18 protein-coding genes and 1 tRNA gene are annotated in these 25240 nt (G+C 64.9%); 6 read left to right on the forward strand and 13 right to left on the reverse strand.

The window, feature by feature from the left end:
* Positions 1-270 precede the first annotated feature (270 nt).
* On the reverse strand, positions 271-1590 hold the full coding sequence (locus QSV46_RS08255; RefSeq protein WP_314949039.1) for an aminotransferase class V-fold PLP-dependent enzyme: 1320 nt from the start codon (positions 1588-1590) through the stop codon (positions 271-273).
* A 443-nt stretch (positions 1591-2033) separates the two neighbouring features.
* On the opposite strand from QSV46_RS08255, the gene QSV46_RS08260 reads away from it, so the two are divergent.
* Positions 2034-4325, forward strand: a complete 2292-nt coding sequence (locus QSV46_RS08260; RefSeq protein ID WP_314949041.1) for an MHYT domain-containing protein — start codon at positions 2034-2036, stop codon at positions 4323-4325.
* Between the two features lie 66 nt (positions 4326-4391).
* Here QSV46_RS08260 and QSV46_RS08265 read toward each other — a convergent pair whose 3' ends face one another.
* The 6 genes from QSV46_RS08265 to QSV46_RS08290 all read right to left on the reverse strand — a co-directional run bounded on the left by QSV46_RS08265 (position 4392) and on the right by QSV46_RS08290 (position 13597).
* A complete protein-coding gene (locus QSV46_RS08265; protein WP_314949043.1) occupies positions 4392-5954 on the reverse strand; it encodes a hypothetical protein in 1563 nt (520 codons plus the stop codon).
* 83 nt (positions 5955-6037) lie between these two features.
* The gene (locus tag QSV46_RS08270) at positions 6038-7183 is read right to left on the reverse strand and encodes a glycoside hydrolase family 5 protein (RefSeq protein ID WP_314949045.1); all 1146 of its coding nucleotides are present in this window, start codon (positions 7181-7183) and stop codon (positions 6038-6040) included.
* Between the two features lie 2 nt (positions 7184-7185).
* Positions 7186-9339 (reverse strand): GumC family protein, encoded by a 2154-nt coding sequence (locus tag QSV46_RS08275; protein WP_314949047.1) that lies wholly within the window; start codon positions 9337-9339, stop codon positions 7186-7188.
* 318 nt (positions 9340-9657) lie between these two features.
* The gene (locus QSV46_RS08280) at positions 9658-10692 is read right to left on the reverse strand and encodes a tripartite tricarboxylate transporter substrate binding protein (protein WP_314949049.1); all 1035 of its coding nucleotides are present in this window, start codon (positions 10690-10692) and stop codon (positions 9658-9660) included.
* Positions 10693-10714: 22 nt separating this feature from the next.
* Positions 10715-12802 carry an acetate--CoA ligase family protein gene (locus QSV46_RS08285; RefSeq protein ID WP_314949050.1) on the reverse strand — a complete coding sequence of 696 codons (2088 nt, stop codon included), beginning with the start codon at positions 12800-12802 and terminating at the stop codon, positions 10715-10717.
* Between the two features lie 3 nt (positions 12803-12805).
* On the reverse strand, positions 12806-13597 hold the full coding sequence (locus tag QSV46_RS08290; protein WP_314949051.1) for an enoyl-CoA hydratase/isomerase family protein: 792 nt from the start codon (positions 13595-13597) through the stop codon (positions 12806-12808).
* A 160-nt stretch (positions 13598-13757) separates the two neighbouring features.
* Here QSV46_RS08290 and QSV46_RS08295 point away from each other — a divergent pair, with 160 nt between their 5' ends.
* Positions 13758-14534: an IclR family transcriptional regulator gene (locus QSV46_RS08295; RefSeq protein ID WP_314949053.1), complete on the forward strand. Its 777-nt coding sequence runs from the start codon at positions 13758-13760 to the stop codon at positions 14532-14534.
* A 116-nt stretch (positions 14535-14650) separates the two neighbouring features.
* Here the strand turns inward: QSV46_RS08295 and QSV46_RS08300 are convergent, their stop codons facing one another.
* Both QSV46_RS08300 and QSV46_RS08305 read right to left on the reverse strand, forming a co-directional pair.
* On the reverse strand, positions 14651-16285 hold the full coding sequence (locus QSV46_RS08300) for a gamma-glutamyltransferase family protein (protein ID WP_314949054.1): 1635 nt from the start codon (positions 16283-16285) through the stop codon (positions 14651-14653).
* On the reverse strand, positions 16282-17592 hold the full coding sequence (locus QSV46_RS08305) for an aspartate aminotransferase family protein (protein WP_314949058.1): 1311 nt from the start codon (positions 17590-17592) through the stop codon (positions 16282-16284). The genes QSV46_RS08300 and QSV46_RS08305 overlap by 4 nt, the downstream gene beginning before the upstream one ends.
* Before the next feature lie 99 nt (positions 17593-17691).
* Here QSV46_RS08305 and QSV46_RS08310 point away from each other — a divergent pair, with 99 nt between their 5' ends.
* A complete protein-coding gene (locus QSV46_RS08310) occupies positions 17692-18555 on the forward strand; it encodes a LysR substrate-binding domain-containing protein (RefSeq protein ID WP_314949060.1) in 864 nt (287 codons plus the stop codon).
* 83 nt (positions 18556-18638) lie between these two features.
* Here QSV46_RS08310 and QSV46_RS08315 read toward each other — a convergent pair whose 3' ends face one another.
* A complete protein-coding gene (locus QSV46_RS08315; protein WP_314949065.1) occupies positions 18639-19541 on the reverse strand; it encodes a hypothetical protein in 903 nt (300 codons plus the stop codon).
* A gap of 237 nt (positions 19542-19778) precedes the next feature.
* Positions 19779-20822, reverse strand: a complete 1044-nt coding sequence (locus QSV46_RS08320) for a methyltransferase (RefSeq protein ID WP_314949067.1) — start codon at positions 20820-20822, stop codon at positions 19779-19781.
* On the opposite strand from QSV46_RS08320, the gene QSV46_RS08325 reads away from it, so the two are divergent.
* Positions 20797-22503, forward strand: coding sequence for a winged helix-turn-helix domain-containing tetratricopeptide repeat protein (locus tag QSV46_RS08325; protein WP_314949070.1), 1707 nt, complete (start codon positions 20797-20799; stop codon positions 22501-22503). The genes QSV46_RS08320 and QSV46_RS08325 overlap by 26 nt on opposite strands.
* Before the next feature lie 157 nt (positions 22504-22660).
* Positions 22661-22972 (forward strand): recombinase family protein, encoded by a 312-nt coding sequence (locus tag QSV46_RS41390; RefSeq protein WP_409997158.1) that lies wholly within the window; start codon positions 22661-22663, stop codon positions 22970-22972.
* On the opposite strand, the gene QSV46_RS08330 is transcribed toward QSV46_RS41390, so the two are convergent.
* Together QSV46_RS08330 and QSV46_RS08335 are read right to left on the reverse strand one after the other, a co-directional pair.
* Positions 22928-23004, reverse strand: a tRNA-Arg gene (locus QSV46_RS08330). The two genes, QSV46_RS41390 and QSV46_RS08330, sit on opposite strands and share 45 nt — an antisense overlap.
* Before the next feature lie 231 nt (positions 23005-23235).
* Positions 23236-24735 carry an ATP-binding protein gene (locus QSV46_RS08335; protein WP_409997154.1) on the reverse strand — a complete coding sequence of 500 codons (1500 nt, stop codon included), beginning with the start codon at positions 24733-24735 and terminating at the stop codon, positions 23236-23238.
* 348 nt (positions 24736-25083) lie between these two features.
* On the opposite strand from QSV46_RS08335, the gene rpmH reads away from it, so the two are divergent.
* Positions 25084-25218 (forward strand): 50S ribosomal protein L34, encoded by a 135-nt coding sequence (gene rpmH / locus QSV46_RS08340; RefSeq protein ID WP_008542748.1) that lies wholly within the window; start codon positions 25084-25086, stop codon positions 25216-25218.
* Positions 25219-25240 lie beyond the last annotated feature (22 nt).

Here is a 25240-nt window from a genome sequence, read left to right on the forward strand (position 1 = left end):
CACGATCCGGACGCGACGCACCCGCCCTTTGCCAAAGCGGCTTGCCAATCTCGGGTACACCAGCGTTCCCGATATTGGCGACATCGAGACATCCGCTATCGAGCAGCTTCTCTCGCAGGACGCGGCAAAGGACATCGCGGCCCGCTTCGACGAGGAATGGCGGAAAAAGGCGCAGGCTTGGGTGACCCTTGGCTGGTGAGCTACGGACTACGTCGCCGGCGCTCGGGTGGCGGTGAGACGAACGGCAACAGGCACCCGCCGCGCGCGGGTTCACCCTGTCTTGGTCCCCGTGATGACGGCGAGCGCCTCGACGAAGCGGTCGAGATCGGCCTCGTCGGTGTAGAGCGCCGGCGTCACGCGGATACACTGGCCCCTGGCGACGCCGGCCCGGCGCACCGTCATGACCTTGTGGCTGTCGCGCAGCTTCGCCACGATAGCCTCGTTGTCGGCCTTGCTGGTCTTGCCGGCGAGGCGGAAAGAGGTGATCGCGCCGTATGAGCCGGCTTCATCCGGCGTCAGGATCTCGATGTCCTTGAATCCGCGGGCGCGGCTGACCCAATAGTCGCGCAAATGGCGCAGGCGGGCCTGCTTTGCCGCGGCGCCGATCTGCTGATGCAGCGACAGGGCCGCGGGCACCGTCAGCACCGTGGCGAAATTGACCGTGCCGGTATGAACCCGCGAGCGGATATCGGTTTCCGCAAAGTCCTCGTCGCCCATGTCGCGGTCGATGGCGGCGAGGCGGTCCTTCCGGATGTAGAGGAAGCCCACGCCGAGCGGCGCGCCGATCCATTTGTGCAGATTGAAGCCGACGAAATCGGCCTCGAGGTCACTGACCCGAAAATCGATCTGTCCCCAGGAATGCGCGGCGTCGACGATGGTGTCGATGCCCTCGGCCTTCGCCATGCGGGAGATCTCCGCGATCGGCATCACGAAGCCGGTGCGGTGGCTGACATGGGTCAGGAGCAGAAGTCTCGTCTTCGGGTTCGCCTCGATGGCGCGGGCATAGGCGTCGAGCACCGCTTGGCGCGTGGCCGGCTCCGGCACATCGAACTTGACCACGTCGACACCGCGGCGCGCCTTCAGCGCGTTCATCGCATATTGCATCGAATCGTAGTCGAGATCGGCATAGAGCACGCTGTCGCCCGGCTTCAGCCTGTTGTAGCCGCCGATGAGGAGTTGCAGCGCTTCGGTCGCGCCGCGGGTCAGCGCGATCTCCTCGGGCGCCGCGCCGACCGCCTGTGCCACCTTGGCGCGCACCACCTCGAAATCCGCACCCGCGCGCTGCCGGGCGTAGTAGGTGTTCTGATAGTTGATCATGTCGGACTGTCGAATGAATTCGCGCCGCACCGGCTCGGCCATGATGCCCCAAAAGCCGTTCTCCAGATTGACGACATCCGGTGTCACGGCATAGAGCCCCTTCACCGCCGTCCAATAGGCCTTGTCGGTGGCGATGGCGGCTGCCGGTCCGGTCGGCGGCGCCGGCAGGCCGTCGGCGGCGATGGCCGGTGCCGCCAGGGACGCGGCGGCCGCGGCGGCAAGTCCCTTCAGGACCGACCGCCGGTCGGACGAAATTGTCTCAATCAGATGCATATCAGCCTCCACGATGCGCGGCGAAGGGAGCAGCGATCGATAGAGCGCAAATGACGAAGCCATGACAGTTCGATGATTCCCGGTGCGCGCGCAGGCGCGGCCGGTTTCATCCAGCGTTATCGAACGCGTTTGCGTGTGAAGCCGATTACAGGTGAGCTTGCATGCGGCGCCCGGGCGCGAGGTCGGCTCGAAGATATCGAACCGAGGCCCCGGCACCTTGTGCGGGAACCCGCCAGCTCGCCGCCATCTTGCGTACACGGTGCTCGCTGGTACCCTTCTCAACTGATTCTCGACCGACAAAGCGTACGGATGCCGCGGCCATCATCGGCACGGTCACGTCTGGTGGGAACAATCCTGGTGCCGAAGATGATTTCGGCGTCCTTGGGGGAGACCAATTTGCGGGACCGCGAACGCGAACGTAAGTTCGGCTAGCGTCAGCCGAAATGCATCACCACACGGCTTTTCACGATCCTGTTCTGGTCGCGCTATCGATTTTGATCGCGGCACTCGCGTCCTATACGGCGCTGGACTTGGCGACACGGATGCGAGCAGCTTCGGGGCGGGCTCGCCGGTCCTGGCTGGTCGCCGCTGCGATCGCCATGGGCGGTGGCATCTGGTCCATGCATTTTGTCGGCATGCTGGCCTTCAGCCTGCCCGGAATCGAGATCTCATACGATCCATTCCTGACCTTCCTCTCGCTCGTCATTCCCATTGTCGTCGCCGCTGCCGCCTTTGCCGTTGTCGGACGGCGCCCGCAGGCTCTGCTCGCATCGGGCTTCGCGATGGGACTCGGTATCGCCGGCATGCACTATACCGGCATGGCCGCGATGCGAATGCCGGCCTTCCTGGAGTACGATCCCCGTTGGGTCGTGCTCTCGATCGTGATCGCGATCAGCGCCTCGGTCGTGGCGCTCTGGCTCGCTTTTCGCAACACCAGCGCGGTCCAGCGGCTGTTCGCGGGTCTCGTGATGGGCCTTGCGATCTCCGGCATGCACTACGCCGCGATGGAAGGCGCCATGTTCCTGCCGACGATTCCGGTGGCAGGGCAGGCAGGACATCTCGGCGTCGGTCAGGCGCCGCTCGCCTTCGTGCTCGCCGGCATCACCATCTTGATCCTGAGCATCGGGATCGCCGCCGCCCTCTATGACAGGGCGTCCGCGGAGCGCTCCCAACGCGAGGCCGACGCACTGAGGCACAGCGAAGAACGCTTTCGCCTCCTTGTGGAGGGTATCGCCGACCACGCCATCTTCATGCTCGATCCGGATGGGCGCGTGGGCAACTGGAATCTCGGCGCGCGCCGGCTGATGGGCTATGGCGACGACATCGTGGGAACGAGCTACACGATCTTTCATAGCGAGGAAGATTGTGCGGCCGGGGCACCCGCGCGCGCGCTGGTCGAAGCCGAGCGGAACGGGAAGTCCGCCATCGAGGGCTGGCGCGTCCGCAAGGACGGCAGCCGATTCTGGGCGGAGACCACCATCGTCGCGATCCGGAACGAAAGCGGCGCCATCGCCGGCTTTGCGAAGATCGTGCGCGACGTCAGCGAGAAGAGACGGGCGCAGGAAGCACTGGATCGGGCGCGCGAAGCACTGATGATGTCGCAGAAGATGGAGACCATCGGCCAGCTGACCGGCGGCGTGGCGCACGATTTCAACAATTTGCTCGCGGCCGTTCTCGGCAGCCTCGAGCTTTTGAAGAAGCGCCTGCCGCCGGGCGATCCGAGGATCCAGCGCCTGGTGGACAACGCGATGCAAGGCGCGCAGCGGGGCGCTTCCCTGACCCAGCGCATGCTTGCTTTCGCGCGTAAGCAGGACCTCAGGCCGGCGGTCGTCGATGTCCGCGAGCTGGTGCATGGCATGGCGTCACTGTTGAAATTCGAGGCCGGAATTCGTGTCGAGACCTGGTTTCCGATCGACCTGCCGAAGGTAACGGTCGATGCGAACCAGCTCGAACTGGCTGTCCTCAACCTGGCGGTCAACGCGCGTGATGCGATGCCGGACGGTGGCCTGATCACCATCGCCGCTCGCGAGGAGCGGAACGATTGCGGCCTTCCGGCCAGCGGCTATGTTGCGCTCTCGGTGAGCGACACGGGCTGCGGCATGGACGATGAGACTCTCAAGCACGCTCAGGAGCCGTTCTTTACGACCAAGGGCGTCGGCAAAGGCACCGGGCTCGGCCTGTCGATGGTCCACGGACTTGCCGAGCAGTCCGGCGGCAGGCTCGTCTTGAAGAGCCGTCCCGGCGAGGGTACGACAGCGGACATCTGGCTGCCGATAGCCGAAGAGACCGCGATCCCGGACCTGCGCGCGGAGGCTCCGGCACCCGTACCTCCGGCCAGCCGGCAGCTGGTCGTGCTCGTCGTCGACGACGATCTGCTGGTGCTCGAGAACACGGCCGTGATGCTGGAGGATCTTGGGCACACGGTGCTCGAGGCGCGCTCGGGCGAGGAGGCGCTGGATCTGGTCCGCCGCACGCGGACCATCGACCTGATCGTTACCGACTATTCCATGCCCGGCACGACTGGGCTGCAGCTTGCAAGCGCTGTCGCTGCGGAACGCCCCGGGACGGTCATCCTCCTGAGCTCGGGATACGCGGACCTTCCCAGCGACACGCGATCCAGCCTGCCACGTCTATCAAAGCCTTTCGACCAGGCTGCGCTTGCGAGGGCGGTCGAGGCGGCGATGCACGAAGCGCCGACCGGATCGATCGTCGCGTTTCGGCCGAAGAGCGCGTGACTGCCGAAATGACGAGTGGCGCTCGGCACGATCCGAACGTCCGCCCCCGGGATTCGCAGTCCGAGCTCATGTCGCGGGCTGGTAGTGCGTCAGCCGCTCCGGCCCGGCATCCGGGACGGAGACCGTCTGCATCCTGATCTGGTTGCCGATGACGAGGCCGGTGAGCGAGAGCATGAGCCCCAGCGCCGGCGGCGCGAACAGGGCCTCTTCCTGGAACATGCCGTTGAGCAGCACGACCATGACGCCGAAACCGGCAAGACCCTGCGTCAGGAATCCCGAGGACGCGTAGAGGCGCCAGGCCTTGAGCGCCATCGCGAAATAGAAGCCGAGCGGCATGAGGGCGGCGATGCCCATCTGGTAGATCAGCACGCCGACCGCGCTTTCAACCGCGCCGTCGATCGTTCCGGCAGCCTGCGCGGCGCCCCAGTCGATCGAGAAATAGCTGTCCGACAGGTTTCCACCGATCCCGAGACCGCGGCCAAGCGGCTTTTCGAGAAATCCGTTCAGGCCGCCCATGAGGCCGATGACGTGATAGTCGCCGATCTGCAGGCCGACATAGATCGCAGCGACGGCGAACACCATCAAGCCCGCGAGGCCGAGCAACAGCGTCACCACGGCGCCGAGCAGACGGGTCGAGATCCAGGCCGCGATCACGAAGATCACCGTGATGAGCGCGCCCTTGACGCTGCAGACGATCAGCAGAGGCAACGCAGCGAGGCCGAGGAACGGACGCCCCACCGAAAACAGGAACAGGCCGGAAAACGCGATGCCGTAGCCGAAGCTGATCGCGCTCATGTTCGGCCCGTGGATACGCAGAATCTTCGACAGGCCGAATCCTTCGAGCAGCGGCGTGTTGAGAAAGTCGAAGCTGAAGCGGTCCTTCAGGTCGACCGGCACGTTGCCGGTCGCCCGCATCTCCGCCTCCCAGACGCCCGAATGGGTCGCCTTGAGCTCGTCAAAGCCCCAGAACGTGTAGCCGTTGGTGATGGCCAGCCAGACGTCGCGAAACGCAAACTCGACATAGCCGCAGAGGATCAGGACGACCGCGAGCGTCACCAGGAACGGCGTGGCGCGCACTTCGTAGGTCGCGGCCGTCAGCAGCGAGAGCTGAAACAGGAACAGCGGCAGCACGATATTGCGCAAGTACACCGACGCCGCCTGTCCGTTCTGGACGAAGCCGATCGCGAAATACAGCGCCACCACGGCGAGGGTGGCGACGCCCCAGCGCATGATCTGGTTCGTCTCCGCCGACCGATTCCTTTGGCCGAACACGTAGAGCCCGAACGTCGACAGCCACATCACGGAGCAGACGAGGAAATTGTAGCCTTTGATGAAATCCAGATCGGACGGGGCCGAAATCAGCGGCGACAGGATCGAGACGAACAGGTTCTGGAACAACAGGACGAAGATCGCGACGGCCGGCGCGTAGGTCGGAACCGCAACCACGATGGCGATGGCGATCAGGACCTCGACGGTCAGGGACAGGACGGGGCTGGCCACGTGCAAGATCGGAACAAAGCCGATCGTTGCGACGGCGATGCAGAGGGTCGGCACCAGCTCGCGCAACGGCGAAGGCGACGGCGCGGGAAGGCCGGCCTGCACTGCTTGCGGCGCGGTCCCGCCACTCATGGATGTCCTTTGCGGTGTCGTCTGGCGCCGAAGCCATGATAGCGCCGAGATGCGTAAGGATTCGTTAACGATGGCGAACCCGGTCAGCGCCGGCCCGGCTTCGCCGTGCCGAGCAACGCCCGCATCACGTCGGGATCAGGCTTGCCCGTGCTGTTGTCGACGAGACCGAATCCCTGCGCCAGCTCCCAATGCGTCCAGCCCCAGCAATGCTCGCGGGCATAAGCGGTCACGGCCGCCAGCCAGCGCAACCGGCTGTCCCGGGGAGCGCCGGCTTTCAGCACGCCAAACTCGTTGACGATGATCGGCCGCGCGAACTGCCGCTGCCAGGCGGCAGCGGGCTGAAGCCAGCCGTCGACGCCCGGCCTGTCGCTGGCGGCCGCAACCGCCGTGTCGAGCATGCCGAGCGCCTTCGTCGCCCCCCTGTCCTGCAAATCCCGGCGGAGCGCCTGGACGGCGGGATCGCCTGCATTGATCGGGTAGGGCAAATCCAGGATGTCGTGAAGCGGGTCCTGCGCATCCCAGTGGCCCTGATGGGTGAACACCATGGGGTCATAGACGTGGATGGCGTAGACAACGTTCGGATCCGGCAACGGACGAAACCGTGGCAGCGAGTCCGCGCGCTGCCAGTTGGCCGGGCCGACAATGAGCGTGGTGGCGGGGAGCAACCGGCGCACGAAGGCGGCCAGCGCCTCGACCTCCTGCTGCCACCTGTCGGCTTCGACGTCGGGCTCATTGAGCAGCTCGGCGAAGACGCGATCGGCCGGATAGGACCGGATGACCTGCGCCAGCGCGCTCCACGCATCCTGCATCTCGCGCATCGCCGCGTCCGGATCGTCCTTGTGCAGACGGTTGAAGCGGTCGCCGGGATGAAGATCGACCGAGACGGAATAGCCGAGCGAAGTGAGTTGCTTCAACGCGTCGTGGAGCGCCCGCAACGTCTCGTCGCGCCCCGCCGTCGAGGCGAAGCGGAGCATCACGCGCTCTGCGGGCACCGGCAGCCGGACATGGCTCATCCCGGCCTTGCGAAGCTGCTGGAGCAATTCGCGAGGTGGAGGCGCGGATTTTTCGCCGTTGATCCAGCCATCGGCATTGAACCCGCGTGACAGCGCGGCAAGGCTCGCCGGCGCGACAGTCTGCGGCACGGCAACACAGGTGTCGGCCGACGCCGGCGCGAGCGGTATCGACAGCAGGATCGCAGCAGAGAGCAGAGGACGGCACGGCCTCGCCATCGTCAAACCGCCCGACTGAGCGCGCCGCCATCGGGGTGAGGCGCCGCCGAGCCCGCGGGCGCATGATTGACGACGAGGCCGGTCGGCACGCTGCCATATCTCGACAGCGCAGCGGTGACCCTTCGCATCGCGGCCGAACCGAGCTCGCCGGCGCGAACCACCGGGACGATCAGGTCTGCATGCGCGGCCAGCGCGATCGCGTCGGGCTGCAGGGCAAGATTGCCGGCATGGACGATGATCAGGTCGAACTCCGCGCGAATATCGTCCTCGGGCCGCGCATCGGCTTTCCGGCCGGCACCCAGCAGCTCGTCGATCGACTGAAGTCCGGCCGTGGTCGAGCCATCCTGCCATTCGGTCACCGGAGGCTGGCTGCCTGCGAATTCCGGCTGCAGGCGGATCAGCACGCTCATCATGCCGCGGCTCACGGCCGCGCGATTCAGGGAGCGCGCCACGGTGTTGCCGCCGGCGCTCTTGCCGACCGACAGCACGAGCGCGACCTTGCAGCCATGCACCGGCGCGCGATCGATCCGTTCGAGCAGCGGACGCAAGTAGGCGCCGAGATCGAGCTCGGCCGACGTTGCAATCGGCCTTTGCCAGACCGTGTTGGTAGCCGCTCCGGATGCCAGATCGGGAATGCGCGCCCAGACCGCGAGGCTCGGCATCGCCTCGGGCCGGCGCGCGGCAGGCGCCGGAGGTTGCACCCGCCGGCCTTGTGTGTCCTCAGTCTTCGCACGCGCGGGCGTTTGAGCGGGAACCTCAACAGGATCGGGCCTGCCGGATACGCTTCCCATCGCCGCGACAGTGGCGGTCGACGTCAGCAGCGAGCCGATCGCGAGCGCGGCGAGCAGCAGGGCGAGCGGCGGACGCGTCGAGCGCAGCGGAGCAATCGCCGGCGAAACGATCTTGGTCTGGGAGCTCTGCAGCTGGCGTTGCTCGTTGGTCGTCTTGAACCGTGACAAGAACTGCTCGTAGATGTTCCTGTTGGCATCGGCATCGCGCTGCAGGTCCTGCAGCTTCACGAGCGCCTGGCCGTCGATCAGCATCTGGGTCTCGACCGCCTTGAGCTGCTTTTCCAGCGCGGTTTGCTGCTCGAGCTGGGCCTCGTATTCGGACTTCGCGGTGTCGATGTTCTTCTTCCGCTCGACCTCGATCTGGCGGTTGATGTCAGCCAACTGGCTGTAGGAGATCGCAAGATCAGGATGGCGCTCGCCATACACCGCCTTCTTCTGCGCGATCTGGTCGTTCAGGGTCGAGCGTTGCGCGCGCAGCATGCTCAGGAGATCCTGCTTGACCGGACCTTCGACATTGGCCTTGAGATCGCGCTGCACCTGCTCGTAACGCGCCCTCGCCTCCTCGGTGCGAAGACGCGCGGCGGAGACCTGCTGATTGAGATCGGTCACCCGCAATTGCTGGGTGGTGGAATCCTTGCCGGCATTGAGGATCTTGTGCTCGAGCCTGAAGGCCGCGACCGCGTCTTCGGATGCGCGCAGGCGCTCGTTCAGTATCTTCAGCCGGTCCTTGAGCCAGTCAGCCGCCTCGTCCGTGGCGTCGGTGCGGACGCGGCCCTGGCTCGCTACGAACGCATCGCCGATCGCATTGGCGTAATACGCCGCCCGCTCCGCGCTGTTCGAGGTGAACGAGATGGCAATGACGTAGGTGAGCCCGCGGCGGGAGATGTCGAGACGGTTGCGGAATTTCTCGAGCAGGCGCGTCATGTCGGTATGGCCACCGGCGATATCCTCGTCGTCGGCGATCTTGAGCTTCTCGATCAGAGGCCGGAGAAAACCGTCCGATTTGGCGATCTCGATCTGGCTCTGGAGCGCGGCGGCATCCTGGCCGATGCCGGGCAGCACGTCCTGATCCGAGGTCACGCGCAGCTCGCGGGGATCGACCACGACCAGCGCCGTGGCGGCATACCGGACCGGCAGCACCATCAGCACGATGACGCCCAGCGCGAACAGCGCCAGCGCCAGCGTCAGGATGCGCCGGCCGTTCTCGCGCAGAAACGAGAGCGCCCCGGTCACGGTCAGCGATCCCTTGATCAGGGCAGGTCCGCTGCCGTCCGGCATCGCCGTCGCAGCCCGCGGCGCTTCCCACGAAGCCGCGGGCTCCGTCGGGGCGATGCTTCGCGGAGATGCGCTTCTACCGAACGCCATGGAATTGGACTCGAAATCAACTGACGGGCACAGCCCGGAGGCTTGCTACACCGTAAATATCCATGGTTAACCGGCGGTTACGGCGGGGGAGCGGGGCGCGGTAAACAATCCGTTAAGGAGACGACGCATGGCGATGCGCGATCGTGCCGTCGCGCTCTGCAGGCGCATTCACGCAAGGCGATGGATCGCAGCCTGACACGGACGCGATCGAAGCGATTTGACGCACATGAGGCCGACACGCGGGTGGCAATGGAGACAATCGACCGACCCATTGCGCAAGTCAGGCCATCTCTTGCCGACGTCAGGGTCGAAAGCGACTTATTGCACCTCGATGTTCACGTCCCGGACCAGCTTGCGCCAGCGGTCCTCCTCCTGCCCGACATAGCGATCGAGCTCTTCCGGAGAGCTTCCAACCATGATGAGGCCCTCGTTTGCCTCCAGTTGCTTGAAACCGCCGGACTGAACGGCCTTTGCGACCGCCCGATTCAGGCGGGCAATCACGGGCGCGGGTGTCCTGGCCGGAGCGTACAATCCGTACCACGACTCTGCGGCATAGCCGGGCACCCCCGCTTCGGCGACGGGCGGCAGTTGCGGAAACGCGGTCGAACGCTCGGCGGACGTGACCGCCAGCGCCCGGAGCTGGGCCGCAGCCACCAGCGAGGCCGCGCTTGCCACGGTGGTGAACATCACGTCGATCTGCCCGCCCAGGAGATCGCTGATCGCAGGCGCCGCGCCCTTGTAGGGCACCGCCGTCATCTTGACCTTCGCCATCGCATTGAACAGCTCGCCCGCGAGATGAGCCGAAGTGCCGGTACCGAACGTGCCGAAATTGAGCTTGCCCGGATTGGCCTTGGCTTCAGTGATCAGATCGGAGATCGAGTTGATCTTGGATGCAGGGTTGACGACGACGATATTGAAGGACCGCGCGATCAGCGAGACCGCCGCGAAATCCTTGTGCGGATCGAACGGCAGCTTGTTGTACAGGCTCGGGTTGACCGCGTGGGCGAAGGTCGCCATCAGCAGCGAGTATCCGTCGGGCTCGCTGGTGGCGACCGTCTGGGTTCCGATGATGGTGCCGGCGCCCGGCTTGTTCTCGATGATGACGGATTTGCCGAGATCCGTCTGGATGTCCTGCGCCGTCGTTCGCGCGATGATGTCGGTCCCGCCACCGGCCGCGAAGGGCACCACGATCTTGATGATCTTTTCTGGATATTCCGCGCGCGCCGGCGCAACTCCCAGCCCTGCTGCCATCGGCATGACGGCAAGGGCAAGGATGGCGAGGTCCAGCCAACGCCGTACGGCAAGACCCTTCCCACGAGCGCCGTCGTGACTGATGATTTCGCCAATGGCCATCTGGAACTCCATGCGATTTTGTTCAGACATTGAGAACAACCAATCCGTCGGCCGCCTTCACGCCCTGGCCCGCCGGCAATACGAACACCGGGTTGATTTCAGCCTCGGCGAGGCGGTCGCCGAGTTGCGCAACCATGCCCGAGAAAGCGACGATCGTTGCTGCGAGCGCTTCGACATCGCATTTCGGCCGGCCCCGAAAGCCGTCCAGCAAGGGCCACGTGACGAGATCGCGCGCCATCGCGCGAGCCTCGGCCATGCCGAGGCTGCCATCCGGAGGGAGCAGGCGCATCGTCGTGTCCTTGAGCAGTTCGGCGGTGACGCCGCCCATGCCGAGAAGGACCGCGGTGCCCAGGGGATCGCGATGCATCCCGAGGATGATCTCGACGCCGCCCGAGATCATCTCCTGAACCAGAAACCGTTCGGGTCGCTTTCCGGTCCGCTCCTCGACCTCCTCCGCCATCACGGTCAGGCGGCCGCCGATCGTATCAGTGGTCAAATTGACCGCGACGCCGCCGACGTCGCTCTTGTGCGCAATCGCGCGCGAGAGAATCTTGAGCACGACCCGGCCATCGAAGCCGCGTGCCGCCTGTTCCGCTTCGCCTGATGTTGCGACCACCTTCTCCGCCACGACCGGAACGCCAAAGCGGGCGAACAGGGCCTTGGCCTGTGCCTCATCCAGTGATCCCGCCGGGACGTCGCTGACATCGACCGCCGGCTCGATCGAACCGGATGTCTGGACCTGTTCCGGCATGCCGGCCTGCAAGAGCCCGTCGAGCGCGCCGGCACAGCTCTCGGCGGACGTATAGGCCGGGACACCTCGCCGGGTGAGGACGGAGACCACGTCGGGCGCGTAGGGACTCACATAGGCAATGACGGGCTTGTCGCTCATCGGCAGGCAGTCGTGGATGGCATCGGCCATCAAGGTCGGCGATCCCACGGCCGACGAGCCGACGATGATGGTCAGCGCATCGTAGGAAGGACTTGCCAGCAGGATGCGGATCGCGGCGCGAAGCAGGTCCGGCTGCAGCCCGGCCAGTGTCACGTCGATCGGATTGCGATCCAGCGTGGCGTGCGATCCCGACTGCAAGGCGCGCAATTGCGCGGCCGTCTCGGTGTCGGGAGCGGGTGTCGCAAAGCCGGCGACGCCGAGACTGTCGGAGACGATCGTGCCGGCGCCGCCGGTCGAGGTCAGGATCGCCACGCGCCGGCCGGACAGCTTTCGTCCCGCCGCAAGGGCTGCGGGAATGTCGAGCAGGTCATCAAACGTTTTCGCGCGGATCACGCCGAGCTGCCTGAACAAGGCGTCGTACATGCGGTCGGAGCCCGCAAGCGCTCCCGTGTGCGAGACGGCCGCCTTCGCACCCGCCTCCGATCGCCCGATCTTGAAGGCGACGACGGACTTGCCGGCGCGTCGCGCCTTGAGGACCGCCTGGCGAAATCGCGCCGGATTGCGGATCGCCTCGATGTAGAGCGCGATGACCCTGGTCGCGCTGTCGTCGGCAAGAAAATCGATGAAATCAGCAAGTTCGAGATCGGCTTCGTTGCTGGTCGACACCAGCTTGGACAGCCCTACCCCACGCGCCGCGGCGCGCGACAACAGGGCGCCGAGAATGCCCCCGCTTTGCGAGACCAGCCCGATCGCGCCGGCCGGGAAATGATCCATCGCCAGCGCGCCGGAGGCCGACAGCACGATATTATCCGTGAGGTTGACGAGGCCGATCGTGTTCGGCCCGAGAAGGCGCATGGTGCCAGCGGCTTCCATCAGCTGCTTCTGGCGCTCGGCGCCTTCAGCGCCGGTTTCGGTGAAGCCGCTGGCAAGAACGATCGCGGCCGCAGCGCCCCGCTCGGACAATTCGCGCACCGCGGCATGGGCGCGCTCCGCGCCGAGCAGGACAATGCCGACATCGGGCACATCAGGCAGCGAAGCGATGTCGGCGTAGCAGCGCAGACCGCCGATGTCTGCGACCTTCGGATTGACGGGATAGATCTCACCCGCAAAGCCGTGCTTCTGGAGATAGGAGACCGGTCGCCCCGACGTCTTGCCTGGATCCGCCGATGCACCGATGATCGCGACGCTGCGCGGCCGGATCAGGCGTTCGATCGCATCCATTGCTCAACCCTTCGACGAGGATTGCGCAAGGAACGCTGTCACGGCGTCCCGATGCTCCGCGCTGGTGTAGCAGATGGCCTGCGCCTGGCTGCCGAGACTAAAGACGTCATGCGCGGAATGCTCGAAGGTCTCGTTCAGGATCTTCTTGCCCAACGCCAGCGCGGTGGGAGACCCCTGAGCCAGTTCGGCCGCCCAGGCCTGCGCAGCCGTCAGGAGCTCTGCCGAAGCCACCTTGCGATCGACGATGCCGAGCGAGAGCGCTTCGTCGGCCTCGACCATACGCCCGGTGAAGATCAGCTCCTTGGCCTTGGGAAGTCCAACGCGGCGAGGCAGGAAATACAGGCCGCCGCCGTCGGGTATCAAGCCTCGCTTGATGTAGGACCAGGTGAATTTCGATCGCTCCGTTGCCATGACGAAGTCGCAGGCCAGCGCGGTATCCGCACCGAGACCGGCCGCGGCGCCGTTGACGGCGGCGATGGTCGGTTTCGGCAGGCCGAGCAGGAACGACTGCACATGGTGCACGCCCTGCTGACGGCTCCATCCGTTGAATGCAACGTCGCCCTGCGGCGCCTCGAGTCGGCGCTTCATTCCGCTGATGTCCCCGCCGGCACAGAAGGCGTTGCCGCGGCCGGTCAGCACCAGAGCCTTGATCGCGTTGTCGCGGGACACGGTTTCGAGCGCGCTGACGAACTCGGCGCGCATCTCATCGCTCATGGCGTTGCGCCGTTCCGGCCGGTTGAATGCGAGCATCGCGACACCGGCGTCGACGGAAAATTCGATGAGCTGATAGGACATGGCAGGCTCCGCGCAGGCTTCCGAATGCCGATTCAGGCCGTGCCGTTTCCTCGTCGAGCCGTCCGCGGCCGGTCATTCTTCCTTCCCTGTGCCTATATCGGCTTGCATCATCAGGAACATCCCCCTAATTCCACTTAGTGGAAATGCTGGGAGGCTCGACGTGGCGCAGGCGCGCAGATATGCGGGCGGGGTTGGCGGCAACCGGTCGCTCGAAAGGGGCATCGAAATCCTCAGGGCCTTCCGGCCCGGCGTCGACACGCTGGGCAACGGCGAGATTGCGGAACGATGCGGATTGCCGCGATCGACCGTCAGCCGTCTGACACGAACCCTGGTCAATTCCGGAATGCTCGACGAAGTCCGCGCGGAGCGGAGCTACCGCCTTGCCGCGTCCGTCATCAGCGTCGGCCACGCGATGCGGACAGGGTCACCCGTGCTCAACGCGATCGGCGCGATGATGCGGGCAGAATCGGCGAAGCGCCGGCTCAACGTGGGGTTAGCTGCCGCGGATAGAACCATGATGGTCTATCTCGAATCGATCCGCTACAGCCCCCGCGCGGCACTGCGCAACGTGGTCGCCGGGCAGCAGGTGCCGATGGAGTTGACGTCGCTCGGTCGCGCCTATCTGGCCGGCGTCGCCGGGGCTGAGCGCGAGCGATTGCTAAGACTGTTCAAGCGGCGCAGCGCTGCGGCCACCAAGGCACTGCTTGCGGACGTCAGGAGATCGATCAGTTCCGTCGAACGGGACGGCTATTGTGCGGTGTCGTGGCAACCCGCCGTTCTTGCCGTCGCAACGCCGATCGCGCTCGACGGGCTTCCGGTCTACGCACTGAACATGAGCCTGCAGAATGTCGATCGGTCCGATGCGCTGGCGAGCGAGATGGGTGCGTATCTCAACGCCTTCGCGGCCAAGTGCAAGGAGGTGCTAGCGAGTCGGTGAGGCAACGATGCCGTGGGGGGCGTGGAAGATGGTGGTCGATGGCGTGGAGCTGACCCGTGCTCGCTAGAGCGACGCGTCAGCCGGAAAACTGACGAGCTTCGTCGAAGCCGAGACCGTCACAGGGCGACGACATACCCGTCCCGCCTCGGATCGGCGGCACCCGTCATCACTCCGGTTTCCGGATCAAGCGCGAGGGCCTGCATGCCGCCGCAGAGCATGGTCCACCCGGTGTCCAGGATTTCGATCTCGTGGCCGCGGCGTTTCAGGTCGGCGATCGTTTCCGGCGGGATGCGGTTCTCTGCTTGAATGAAGCGGCCATCCCAAAGCCGTGCACGCGGCGCCTCGATAGCCTGCTGCAGCGGAAGGCCGAACTCGACATACTGCACGAAAGCCTGAGCCTGGGTTTGCGGGATGCCGTAGCTGCCGGGCGTACCGAGCGCGAGCACCGGACGGTTGCTCCGCGTCGCGAGCGATGGCGCCATGGTCACCGGCAATGCGTCGCCCGGTTTGGCCAGGTTCGGGCTTCCCGGCTGCACATCGGCCCAATGGAGGTGATTGTTGAGGCAAACGCCGGTCCCGGGCACCACGACGCCGCTGCCGAACGGGCTGCCGAGACTCTGCGTGATGCAGATCAGATTGCCCTCGGCGTCTGCGATCGAGAACGAGGTGGTGTGCCCGGGATCGGCACGATCCTGCGGCATCCACTGCTCGGTCGGGCCGGTGATCGGCCGGCCGTCGCTCACGCGCTGCCGAAGCCGCGCAATCACCGTGTCGGACAAGACGTCGGCTGCTTGATCCAGCCCCAGATGACCGTGTGCGATGCGCTCGCCGGCTGCAAGACGGATCGCACGATAGACCGTGTCGAGATGATCCGCGCCGTCCTTCGGCAGGCGCCCAAGGTCGTAACCTTCAAGAATTTTGAGGGTCAGGGCCAATTGGAAACCGCCGCATTGCGACGCCGGGACGTGAAGCTCGAGCCCCCGATACGACACGGTCAGGGGATCGAGCCAATATGGCTTCACGGCGGCGAAATCCACCAGCGTCAGGCTGCCGCCGAGCGCGCCGAGATGGTCTCTGATCCGCCGGCCGAGTTCGCCGCCATATAGATGCTCCGGCCCTAATTCGGAGATCTCGGCAAGCGTCCGCGCGAGTTCGGGCTGAGTGACGACGGTGCCGAGCTTCACCGGCATGCCATCCTGCAGGTAGTTCTTGACCAATGCGCTGTGGAGCTCCGGCCAGGGCTCGAGCAGCGGCACTTGCTCGTTGATCTCATCACGACCGAAGTCCGAGAGGGCAAAGCCGTCGTGCGCCAGCGTGATCGCCGGAGCCAGGACATCGGGAAGCGATTTGCGGCCATAGCGCGAGAGCAGCTCACACCAGCCCGCGAGATTTCCGGGCGTTGAGGCCGCCTGCGGGCCGCGCTCGAGCTCGAAGCGGCTGGTGTATCTGCCGACCCGGAAGCTCGCGGGCATCGGCGGCGTGAAGTCGAGCACGCGAACGCGCTTCTCGCTTGCGACCCAGATCGTGGCCAACCCGAACCCGGCAAGCCCCGACATGAACGGTTCGACCACATTGAGGGCGGCCGCGGTGGCCACGGCCGCATCGAAAGCATTACCGCCCTGGATCAGGAGCCGTCCACCAGCCTGCGCCGCAAGCGGATGCGCGGCAGCGACCATGCCGTGCCGCGAGAACAGCGTCGGACGCCCATATGTCCTGGCAAGTTGCACCTGTTCAGGCTTCCCGGCGATCATCGGCCGCTGGCTGCTGCCTGGATCGCCTCCGACATGATCTCGAGACCGCGATCGATTTCGGCCTCGGACACCGTGAGCGGCGGCGCGATGCGGAAGACGCCGCCCATGCTGGGCAGCTTGACGATATTCATGCTGAGACCACGACGCATGGTTTCCTCCATGATCCGCGCGCCGAGTTCGAAGCCCGGCGCCTTCGACTGCCGGTCGACGACGATTTCAAGACCGAGCAGAAGTCCGCGGCCTCTGACGTCGCCGACGCATTCGAACCTTTGTTGCAACGACAGCAATCCATCCCGGAGCCTGTCGCCCCTTGCGGTCGCCTGCGCGACCAGCCCGTCGCGCTCGACCACGTCGAGCACCGTCACGCCGATCGCGGCGGGCAGCGGATCGGAGACATGCGTGGTGTAGAACAGAAAGCCGCGCTCAAACGCGGCCTGCTCGATGGCCTTTGTCGTCATGACCGCGGCGAGCGGCAGGCCCGCACCGAGCGTCTTCGACAGCGTGAGAATGTCCGGCACGACACCGTCGCGCTCGAAGGCGAACATGTGCCCGGTGCGGCCAATTCCGGTCTGGGCCTCGTCGAGGATCAGCAGCATCCCGCGCTGTTCGCATTTTCGCTTCAGCGCGGCGAGATAGCCGAGCGGCAGTTCCAGAATGCCGCCGCTGGACAGGATCGGCTCGGCGATGAAGGCCGCCAGATTGCCGGTCGACTGGCTGTCGATCAACGCGAACGCATCGTCCAACTCGGTCTGCCAGTCGTTGCTGCCATCGGCGCTCCTGAAACGCGGCCGATAAGCGTTCGGCGCGGGAATGACGAACGATCCAACCGCGGCCGGCCCGTAGCCGCGCCGGCCCGCGCTGTAGGTCGCAGATGCCGCGGCGCCGGTCATGCCGTGCCAGCTTTGCGCGAAGGCGACGATCTCGTGCCTGCCGGTGACGAGCTTCGCCATCCGGATCGCCGCTTCGTTGGCTTCCGCACCTGTCGTCAGCAACTGCACGCGCTCGAGGCCGGGAGCAAGCGCGGCGAGGCGCTCGGCCAAATTCACCACCGGGCGCGAGAGCATGCCGCTGAAGAGATGAGCGACCGCACCCATTTGCCGCGCGACAGTGGCGACGATGTCGGGGTGCGTGTGCCCCAGCACCGCACTCATCTGACCCGAGGTGAAATCGAGGATGGCGCGTCCATCGGCGTCGTACACGAAGCTGCCGGCCGCCCGCTCGATAATGACGGGTTCAAAACTCGGGCCGTAGCGGGTCAGATGCGTGTTGGCGGAAGCCCAGAAATCGGTATCGGCGTTCAAGGTCATGACAAGCCACCTGCGCTTGGAATGTCAGAGCTCTAGTCAATCCTTTGACTTCAGGCTAATTGATATAATTCAACGTAGATATCAATCTGACTGATACCAATGCTGGATCTCATTCTCCTGCGGAATTTCGTTATTGTGGCCCGTGTCGGCTCCATCAGCCTGGCCGCCTTGCAGATCGGCCGGACGCAGTCCGCGCTCAGCATGCAAATCCAGCGGCTGGAAGAGACGATCACGCAACCGCTGTTTCACCGCAGCGGGTCCGGCATGAGGCTTACCGCGGCCGGCGAAAAACTGCTCGCGCACGCTGAGACGCTGCTGGCACAGCACGATGAGATTTTGGCCGACATGAGCGGTGAGGGCCTCAAGGGCGCGTTGAGCCTGGGATGCCCGGAGGACTATTCGATCGCCTTCCTGCCGGCGCTGCTGAAGGGGTTCTGCGCGCTCCATCCCGATGTCGAACTGCGCATGGTCTGCGCCCCGACCTCCGAGCTGCGCCCCATGCTGGCCCGGCGCCAGATCGACATGGCGCTGGTCTCGCTGTCTGATGCCGGCGCGAGCGATGTGATCCGCCAGGAGCGCTTCGTCTGGGTGGCGAACGAGGCGGAACCGAAAATACTGACGCAAGACGTCCTGCCTCTGGCCCTGGCGGCACCGATGAGCCTGGATTACCGCGCAGCCTGCGCCGCGATGAACGCGGTCAACCGACGCTACAGGGTCGCTTACGCAAGCAACAGTCTCGCCGGCTTGATCGCGATCGCGCGGTCCGGTCACGCGATCAGCGTCCTGACGCGAACCGCCGTTCCGTTCGATCTTCACGTCGTGTCGGCCGGATTGCCTCTGCTTCCGACGATCGGCATCGCGCTCGAATTCTCGGAGGCCAGGCCGTCTTTGTTGGCGACAACACTGGCCGAGCACGTCCGCACCGTGCTGCCCGGACTGAAGACCAAGGCGGAGATCGACTAGAACGGCATCGGGAGAGACGTCGCTGATGATGCTCTATCCAGCTGAGCGAGGGGCCCGTACGCCGGCTATGTCACCCGGCGCCGTTACAATTTTCCATAGACGCGCCCGGCGACAGCCTTCAGGCGCTCGACAGAGCCGGATTCGGGATGCGGCTTGACCGGCGCGAACAGGATCGACGCCTGCCTGCCGTTCTTCCAGACATAGATGGTGACGGCGTTGCCGTTGCCCTTGGTGCAGGAATGCTCACCGAACGCTTCGCCGCCGAACTCGGGTATCGCCACGTGTTGGCACGGGCCCGTGCGTTTCATCATGCTGACCACCGTGGCGCGCGAGATGTCGATCACCGCGACGGTCATGGTGTTGGCCTCGCGATCAAACATCATGCAGCTGCCCGCACCGGTCCGCTGGACCGTCAGCGTGCTGTTGTCGAGAAAACCGTCGGCATCTGCGGCAGTGAGCCACTCGCAATTGCCGAAGCGTTCGCTGCTCTTGCTCACATTGGCGATGGCAACGCGCGCGGCTTCGGTGAGCGGCCCGAGCAACGCGTCGTCGGCACGCCGGCCGGTCGGATAGACGCTGATCTGCAGAATGTAATCGCCCGACAAGGTGACGATCGAGGCCTCCTGGCGCTCCGCGCCGGCGGCGCTCGTTCCGCCCTGGCCTTCCTCGCCGATCCCCGCGACCGCGTTCAGCGGCATGCGCTCGCCAAGCGTCTTGACGAAGGTCGCGTACAATTCCCTGGCGCGGTCCTTGTCGGGATTGCGGAACACGGTCAGCATCATCGTGTCGCCGCGCCCGCCCTGGTAGATGCAGCCCCGGCCATCCTGATTTGAAATCAGTGACCATTTGAGCGCCGGCATCGCGCCGGCGAGTTCCCTGGCGCTGATGAACGGGCAGGTTTCGGCCGCGCGCGCGGGAAGCACCGGGCCGGCTGCAATTGCCAGGAACAGAACGAAGCAGGAGGGCAGACGGTCGATAATACGCATCCGGCAACTTACCGCCGAAATGGCGCGCCGCGGGCGATGAAGATGGCCACTATTGCTGCGCCGTGGCACTATGATGCCATAGCCGATTACGCGCTCCGGCGGAGTAACCCGCGATCTTTCGCTACGCCTCATGGGCCGCAGTCTTCCCGATTTCCAGTGGCCCGTCGATAGCGACCTTTTAGATCAGTCCCGGAAATGGCGTGATAAGCCGAGGCCGGAGAAAAGCTCGGTCGCGTCTCACTTGATGCCAATCACCATCGAATCTGGGCCAACCAGCGGCTCGACGCGCGTTTCGACAAAGCCCGCCTCCTTGAGCCAACCGATGCAATCGGCTCCTGTGAAATCGAAGCCTTCGCGGGTTTCGATCAGCATGTTCAGGCTCATCAGGAGCCCGAACGCATTCTTCCTGCGCTCGTCATCGATGATCGGATCGTAGACGATGAGCGCGCCACCATAAGGAAGCGCCTGGTAGGCGCTTCGGATCAGCATTCGCTTTTTCTCGAGGCTCCAGTCATGCAGGATGTGCCCCATGATCAGCACGTCGGCCGTGGGCATCGGGTCGGCGAAGAAGTCACCTGCTTGGAACGAGAGCCGCGACGAGAGGCCATGCTGCACCGCGTAGGCCTCGAAATGCGGCTTCACCACTGAAAGATCGAATCCGATGCCCTCGAGATGGGTGTGCGCGCGGGTGAGTTCGACCGCAAGGGCGCCTTGGGCGGTACCGATATCGGCGAAAGTCTTGTGGTCGGCCCAGGGGAATTTGTCCACGATCGCGTGTGCGGCGCCAAGGCTCAGTCCCGTCATCGCCTTAAGGAAGTCGGCGAGGATTGCCGGGCTCCGGTAAATCTCATCGAATAGGTCCCGGCCCTGCTTGGCCTCGTTCTGCGGCTCGCCGGTCCGCAGCCCCTGGGTTAGCGAGCCCCAGAATGGATAGAGCCGCGCATTTGCCATTTCGAGTATGCCGCCCACATAGGTCGGCTTGCGGCGATCGAGAAACAGCGCGCCCGCCGGCGTATTGGAATAGAGCGCGTCGTGGCGCTCGAGTTGGCCGAGCGCGACCAGTGCATCGAGGAAATCGCGGACGCTGCGCGGATGCAGCTTGAGCTGCGTGGTCAACGCCTCGGCGCTCATCGGCCCGTCGGCCAGCACTGTGAACAGTCCGAGCTCTATCGCGCTCAAAAGCGTTTTCGAACCCCAAAATGCAAAACCAAGCTGCATGATAGCCTCCGGCGTCGGCGTGGAGGCGGGCGTCGTAATGTTCGGCTGGACCTGCTGGTTCATGACTGCACCTTTGCGTATTCGCGTGAGAGCCAGCCTAGCCAAGCCGACAGCACTCCGCATGGAGACGCTATTGATTTTTCATGCTCATTCCATTGACATACCAATTGGAGCGGCAGAGAGCGGCGGCATGCGCCTTCACTTCGATCAGTGCGTCCTGGACACGGAGCGTCGGGAGCTCCGCCGTGGACTGGCTCCGGTGCCGGTGCAGCCTCAGGTCTTCGATCTGTTGGTCTATCTGATTGAGAACCGCAGTCGCGTCGTCAGCAAGGATGACCTCCTCCTCGCGGTCTGGAACGGACGGATCGTATCCGAATCGACCCTCATCAGCCGCATCAATGCGGCACGCCGCGCAATCGGCGACGATGGCGATCAACAACGCCTGATCCGGACGGTCCCGCGCAAGGGTGTGCGGTTCGTCGGCGAGATAAAGGGGGAATTGAACAGCGTTGCGTCATCGGACTTGGCGCGGGAGACGCCGATCGGCGGCCTCGCGCCGCCGGACCGGCCCTCGATTGCGGTCCTGCCTTTCGTTAACATGTCGAACGATCCCGACCAGGATTTCTTCGCCGACGGAATCACCGAGGACATCACGGCGGCGCTCAGCCGCATCCGTCAGTTCTTCGTGATCGCGCGCAACGCGACACAGCGATACAAGCAAGCGCCGCTAGATTTGCGTGAGATTGCCGCGACGCTCGGTGTGCGCTATGTGGTGGAAGGTAGCGTGCGCAACGCCGAAGGGCGCGTCAGAGTTTCGGCTCAGCTCCTCGACGGCCTCAGTGGAAACCATATCTGGACGGAGCGCTTCGACCGCAAGCTGAACGATATATTCGCTGTCCAGGATGAGATCGCCTTGGGGATCGCCGGGCAGATCGAGCCCGAGCTCAGCCGCGCCGAGTATGAGCGGACCAAGGCAACGCCACCGGAGAATCTTGGTGCCTGGGAACTCTTCCATCGTGGAATGGCGCTGATCGCGAAGCGCACCCGGGAGGGCAACCTCGAAGCCCGCCAGTTGCTCGAAAGATCGTTGAGCCTCGACCCCAACTTCGCACCAGCCCACGCGGCGATCGCCTGGAGTCAGGCACAGGACCTCTTCTTTTGCTTTGCTGTTCACGATCCAAGGGATATTTTCGACCGGGCACGCCGCGCCGCAACGCTCGATGATCGCGACCCCCTGTCACATCTTGCGCTCGCCTGGGCGCTGACCTTCATGCGTCAGCCGGATTCTGCGATCGAAGCGGTGAAACGGTCGATCGCGCTTAGTCCAAGCTTTGCCCATGCCCATGCGATCCTGGGTCGGCTGCTGATTCAGTCCGGCCGATGTCTTGAGGGCATCGCGGAGGCCGAACAGGCGATCCGTCTGAGCCCCTTCGCGCCAAGCGCGCGGCAATATCTCAACGTTCTTGCAGTCGGGCATTTCTACCTCGGTGAGTACGCCAAAGCCATCGAGATCGCCCGTCAGTCTATCCAGACTTTTGACACTTGGGTGCCACGGATGCTGATTGCGTCGTCGCTAGGGCATCTCGGCGATCGCGCGAACGCCGAGCAGGCGCGCGTCGAGCTGGAGAAGCACCACCCTCGATTTTCCATTGCTCAGGCGCGGCGTGACTACGTGGTCTTCGACGAACGATGTCTCGAACGCCTGCTAACCGGTCTGCGCAGGGCCGGCGTACCGGAAAGCTAACGGGCATCTGGAACGGCGCGCTGCCGCCGGTCGGCTATCGCATCGTGGAAGCCACCGAGCAACGCGGCCACCGCACGAAAGGAGACGCTGGAGATCGATCCAATCCAGGCCGAAACTGTACGGCTGATCTTCAGCCGACGCGCGGGGAAAACGGCTCATCAGGACCGATCGGCGTCAAGTTGATTGCCAAGCCCTCAACGTAGCGGGCGTCCGAACGCGCAACGGCAGGCGCTTGGGGGGCGATGCCGTTCACAAGGTACTCACCCGAACGACGTACGGGGCGGTCACCGCTTCAACCAAGTATTGGAAAACGCACGAATGCAAACCGGAGGCAGTGGTGGTCGAAATGGCCGCGCCGCCGATCATCGACGTGGCCGAGTTCGAGGCCGTGCAAACGTTGCTCGTCCAGTTTTTGTATCGAAAATGGCGCGCCCGGAACGATTCGAACGTCCGACCCTCAGATTCGTAGTCTGATGCTCTATCCAGCTGAGCTACGGGCGCGTGTTTCGCGAACAGTGCGAGCCAAAGCCCGCAGGCAGCCTCCGGACAGCGCCGGAGGGGTGCGAAAGAGCGCTTTGACTAACCGCTCTTGTCCCGGTTGGCAAGGTCCGGATTGGAGAGATTTTCGCGTATTTGTCCCTCTGGCCGTCATTCCGGGGCGACGCGAAGCGGCGAGCCCGGAATGACGGAAGTGGCGGAAGTCGCGCCAAGTCTCGCTCGGCCGCCGGCCGACTACGCCCTTGCCCGCTCGTTGCGGATCGAGAGCAGTTCCACGGGGCGGTCGGGGATGACGATCCGGAACGTGGCGCCGATGGTGCCCTCGACCAGATGGATGTCGCCGCCATGGGCGCGCACGAGCTCGGCGGCAATGGCGAGGCCGAGGCCGCTGCCGCCGGGGCGACCGGAGGTCTGGAATGCCTCGAACAGATGGTCCCGGGTCTTCTGGGGGACGCCGGGCCCGGTGTCCGAGACCTCGATGATGGCGACGGCGCCTTCGCGTTTTCCGGTGATGCGGATCTGCTGCGCGCCGCCCTCGGCGGAGGCATGGCTTTCCAGCGCCTGGGCGGCGTTGCGGACGAGGTTGAGCAGCACCCGGAAGAGCTGGTCGGGATCGGCATCGACCGCGAGCCCGCGCTCGATCGCGGCGACCCAGGCGATCGAGGCGTCCGAGGCGAGCCCTGCGGTCTCGCGCACCTCCAGCACGACCGGCTCGATCAGGATCATGCGGCGGTCGGGCGCCGCCTCCTGGGCCCGGCCATAGGACAGCGTCGACTGGCAGAAGGCGATGGCGCGCTCGAGCGAGCGCACCAGCTTTGGCGCGAAGCGCTGCACCCGCGGATCGGGCACGCTGGCGAGCTGGTCGGACAGGAGCTGCGCCGAGGCGAGCAGATTGCGCAAATCGTGGTTGATCTTGGAGACGGCGAGCCCGAGCGCGGCGAGCCGGCTCTTCTGATTCAGCATCGACATCAGGTCGCGCTGCATGTCCGACAATTCGCGCTCGGCGACCCCGATCTCGTCGCTGCGCTGGCTCGGCACGATGATTCGGGCCGCGCTTTCAGGGTTTTCGTGGAAGCCGACCAGGCTCGCGGTGAGCCGCCGCATCGGACGCACGAACAGATAATGGAGCGCGAGGTAGACCAGACCCGCGGTCAAAACCGCGATGATCAGCGCCACCACCACGACGTTGCGGGAGAAGCGGTACATCGACTGCCGCAGCGGCAATTCGTCGGTGACGATCTCGACGAACTGGGCATTGCCGACGCCGGGGCCGACGATGCGGATGGCCTGGTTGCCGGTCTCCAGCATCATCTGGAACGAGCCGGTGATCGCCTCCCACACCGTCATGTCGCGCAGATCAATGTCATGCTCGATGGCTGTGGGCAGGTTGTCGCTGGCGAGCAGCCGGCGCTGCTGGCCCATCTTGATGGCGACGGCGCGGGCATTGATGCTTTTCAGGATCTCACGCGACAGCGAATCGGGGACCATGCCGAGCGGTGCGGCATCCAGCACCAGCGCCGCCGTGTTGGCCGCCGCGACGCGGTCGTTGAGCCGGTTGACCCAGAAGTTGGCGATGGCAGGCACGTAGAGCAGAACGGCGGCGATCATCACCAGGGGGACGGTGAGCAGCAGCAGCTTGCCGGAGAGCCCGAGCCCGCGCGTTCCGCGAGGCCACATCACTGGCCGGCCCGGCTGATCCGCATCCTGGATCGGCTGGAGGTCTGTCGCTGCCACGAAATTCGCCCCTATTGGCCTGGCTCACGGAGGATGCGACCCGTCCGGGGGCCGGTCAAATTACGGATCGCTAATCTTCGCAGCCCGGATGTAAGCGCAGATATCGCAAGTCGCTACCTCAAGGGTTAAAAACCCCGCACAAACAGCGATATTCACCGGAATCGCGCGCTCATGCGGCGTTGACGAAAACAAGGCGCTCGCTTATAAGCCGGCCAAATTGTCCGCGATGACCCGGTGTGACGCCGGGAGCGGCTCTCTTGGGGCCGAAAAGGGCCCGTTTTGGGCCGCATCTTCCGGACTTTATCATCAATTCTACAGGCAAATTGCCCGGTCAGCGGAGAAAAACCCGTGAAGCGGACTTATCAACCCAGCAAACTGGTGCGCAAGCGCCGTCACGGCTTCCGTGCCCGTCTCGCCACTGCGGGCGGCCGCAAGGTTCTCGCAGCCCGCCGCGCCCGCGGCCGCAAGCGTCTGAGCGCCTGAGCCGGACCCCCTTTTGGGATTT

It is taken from the genome of Bradyrhizobium cosmicum (assembly GCF_032290525.1).
GTDB lineage: Bacteria > Pseudomonadota > Alphaproteobacteria > Rhizobiales > Xanthobacteraceae > Bradyrhizobium > Bradyrhizobium cosmicum_A.